This is a genomic window from Rhodoblastus sp., assembly GCF_041915505.1.
Taxonomy (GTDB): domain Bacteria; phylum Pseudomonadota; class Alphaproteobacteria; order Rhizobiales; family Beijerinckiaceae; genus Rhodoblastus.
In genome coordinates, this window is sequence record NZ_JAYSBG010000454.1 from 1 (window position 1) to 2,441 (window position 2,441).

The following is a 2,441-nucleotide window of genomic DNA, read 5'->3' on the forward strand; positions in this document are numbered from 1 at the left end:
GGATGGGTTGCGCGCTGGAAGGCGCGGCGGCCCGTCTTTGCTGCGTCGGCGACGCTCGCGGCGAATTTTGGCAAAATCAAACGCGCTCCCATCGTGTTTGTCTTGTCGGCCGGACGCAAACTTAACGAAAAAGGTAACGAAATCCTTGCAGGAATTCGTTGACCCCTAGTTTCCGATGGCGCCCGACCTCGGGATTCGGCCCCTGATCGGCGCATCGGGATACACTATCCGTCGCAACAAGGCCACAGCGGGAGGAAAAACAGCTCCACCTGCGCTTTTTTGCCGCGTGTGGCCAATTTAACAGATTTCGCGGCAAAATGAGGGCAAAATCACGGTGGCGTGATCGAATGCCGAATCAGCCTCCCGAGGAACCGCCCAACCCGAGCAGGTCGCGGGCCTTGCGGCTGTAGCCGTAAATGTCCTCGAAACGCTGGAGGCGGCCGTCGCCGTCCACGGCCAGAGTGAAATAGACGATATGGACCGGCACGGGCTGGGGCAGCGACACTCGCCGCTCGCTCTTGCCGACCATTTTCCGTAGCCGCTCCTCGGTCCAGCCATGCTCCGGCCCCAGCAGGGTCTCGGCGAATTTGAACGGCTGGTCGACGCGCACGCAGCCGTGGCTATAGGCGCGCCGCGTGGTCGCGAACAGCTGGCGGGTCGGCGTGTCGTGCATATAGACTGCATAATCGTTCGGGAAGATGAACTTGATCTGGCCCAGCGCATTGCGCTCGCCCGGCGGCTGGCGCACGTAAAGCCGGCCATTGACCGTGCGAATCTCGTAGCCCTGCGCCCGCAAAGCGTCGAGATGCGGCATCAATTCGTTCTTGATGATCGATTGCGGCACGTTCCAGGACGGGTTGACGATCAGATATTCGATCTTGTCCGAGAACAAGGGCGTCGGCTTGTCCGGCTTGCCGGTGATGACCCGCAGCGGCAGCACGAGCGCGTCATCGCGGTAGAAGCGCGCCGTGAATTCCGGAATATTGACCACTACGCGTTCGGACCCGAGGTCGCGCGGCAGCCAGCGCCAGAACTCCATATTGGTCAGGATCTCGCTTTCGAGATCGGCGTTGCGGCGGCCGCTCAACGCCGGGCCCGCATCGCTGAGGCCGCGCCCCCGCTCGGTGGCGGCCAGCCGCGCCATGGGTTCGGGCGCCGCGCGAAGCTCCGCCAGCTTCGCCTTGAGGGCGAGATAGCCGGGATGCCGCGGATTGTAGGAGTCGAGGGTCTTGGCGGCGTCGGCCGCTTTCGCCGTCTCGTCCAGCGCCTGGGCGGCAGGGACGACCGGCGGATGGACGCCGACCAGGCGCGACATCCGGGCCGGCTCGACGCGGCCGCCGCTGGCCTGGAACGCATAGGCCGCCACGGCCTCCGACAAGGCGACGTCGCCGAGCGCCAGCGCGTTCGGCGGCCCCTTGTCGAGCGAATAGACGCGATAGGCGCGCAGGTCGAGGCCGTCGTCCGGCGCGCGCTGCAATTGTTCGAAGGCGGCGCGGGCGGCGGGCGTCCACTGGCCGTCGGCGATCCAGACCGGCGCGTCGCCGCGGCTGGCGTAGAAGGCGTCGACCGCCTGGCGCAGGGCGCGGACCTGCGCGGGCTGACGCTGCGCGCCGGCCGCCTCGCGGCCGAGGGCGTCGCGAATCGCCTGGTTTATCGCGGGCTTGAAGGGGCCGGACGGGTCGACGGGCGCAGCGTCGGCGGCTTTTGCGGCCGGCTGGGTCTCCGGCGTCGGGGTTTCGGGCGTCTGGGCCGGGGAGGGTGCGGCGTCCGGGAGGTCGGCTTGCGAACTTTGCGCGGCGGCGGGCGATTCGGGTTTGATTCGGCTGGTCTCGTCGGCCGAGGGCCCGATGGCCCAGATCGCCCTGTCCGACAGGTCGCGTTCGCCGCCCGCGACAGGCGTCGAGGGCAGGCTCAAGGCCGGACTGGCGGCGGCCAGCGCGGCGGCGGCCAGCGCCGTCCGGAATTTGGCGGCGGACGAGCCAAGCGAAAACATGCCGAAACCTTTCAGGCCTTTGGGAGCCAGGCCTTTGGGATCTGGACCCTGGCCCGGATCGCCTGCGCCGCCACGGGCGGACTTCATGATATCAAGTCGCGTCCATGGTTAAATTCAATTGCCGCCCCGCCGCAATGGGCGGAAATCGCAATATTTTGACTGTCGCGCCCAGGTCACAGGTAGTGTTCACAGGCGATGGTCACAAGTGAAGGTCGCAAGCTCAGGCCGCGTCGGCGCCGTCGCCGGCGACGCCTTCCGCCAGCCCATATTCCTTCATTTTGCGGTAGAGCGTCGAGCGCCCGATGCCGAGCTTGCGCGCCATTTCCGACATCTGGCCGCGATAATGCGCCAGCGCGAAGCGGATCGCCTTTTCCTCCAGCGCTTCCAGCCGCTGGACGTCGCCGTTCTCATCGAGCAGTTTCAGCACATTGGGGTCGCGCATTTCGAT

The 2,441-nt window shown here is 66.5% G+C and carries 2 protein-coding genes; both read right to left on the reverse strand.

Annotated elements, in window-relative coordinates; translation table 11 throughout:
• Positions 1–355: 355 nt before the first annotated feature.
• Entirely contained in the window at positions 356–1,993 is a 1,638-nt protein-coding gene (locus tag ACE3S9_RS18500) for a murein L,D-transpeptidase (RefSeq protein WP_374547943.1), read from the reverse strand.
• Between the two features lie 220 nt (positions 1,994–2,213).
• On the reverse strand, positions 2,214–2,441 hold a 228-nt coding region (locus ACE3S9_RS18505), incomplete at its 5' end, for a helix-turn-helix domain-containing protein (RefSeq protein WP_374547945.1).

What these genes read in the sequence shown, in the direction of transcription:
- ACE3S9_RS18500 (WP_374547943.1), bottom strand. Translation starts at nt 1,993, where the DNA reads ATGTTTTCGCTTGGCTCGTCCGCCGCCAAATTCCGGACGGCGCTGGCC.